The sequence below is a fragment of the Aeromicrobium sp. PFPM2_SD2 genome, assembly GCF_057364525.1.
Genome location: NZ_JBNFNZ010000858.1, coordinates 1 through 485 on the forward strand (window position 1 = coordinate 1; position 485 = coordinate 485).

The 485-nt window shown below is 49.1% G+C and carries 1 protein-coding gene; it reads right to left on the reverse strand.

The annotated features are described in order from the left end of the window. Positions 1–149 precede the first annotated feature (149 nt). Positions 150–485: hypothetical protein (locus AC2W7G_RS18505; protein ID WP_485869716.1), on the reverse strand; the 336-nt coding region annotated here is incomplete at its 5' end.

A 485-nucleotide genomic window follows, 5' to 3' on the forward strand; every position in this document is an offset into this window, starting at 1 on the left:
GTCGCATGAATGCATCACCACTAGACCTTCTGGTATGGGACCTTTGTGTTTTAGGTAGGATACTACATGCGCTCCTCGCAGCTTACCTGCATACCACTTCAGGCCATATCCAGCATTATTTACGCAGCCCTTATGCAGTATGCAGTCTGTCATATAGAAATACCGCCACCAGAGGTACGAGAGACCTGAAGGCTACGCTTACCGGAACGCTTAACTTTCTTCTCGTCAGATGCAGTCACTTCGGTATCCACATCTTCCACTTGGTCCTTAGGTACTTCTACAGGTGCCTGAGCTGCCTGAGCTGTAGGCTGAGGAGCGGATTGTCCCAGGCCTACGGTTTTCAGGGCACCACCGACTACTTTCTTAAAGGCTTTACTAAATTGATTTAGCCCACGGTTAATCTCCTTGTTCGTGCTAACGCACTTGGTTGTTACGATGTCTACCGACCCGGAAAACATGCTTGACACGAGAATACCAGCCAAGAC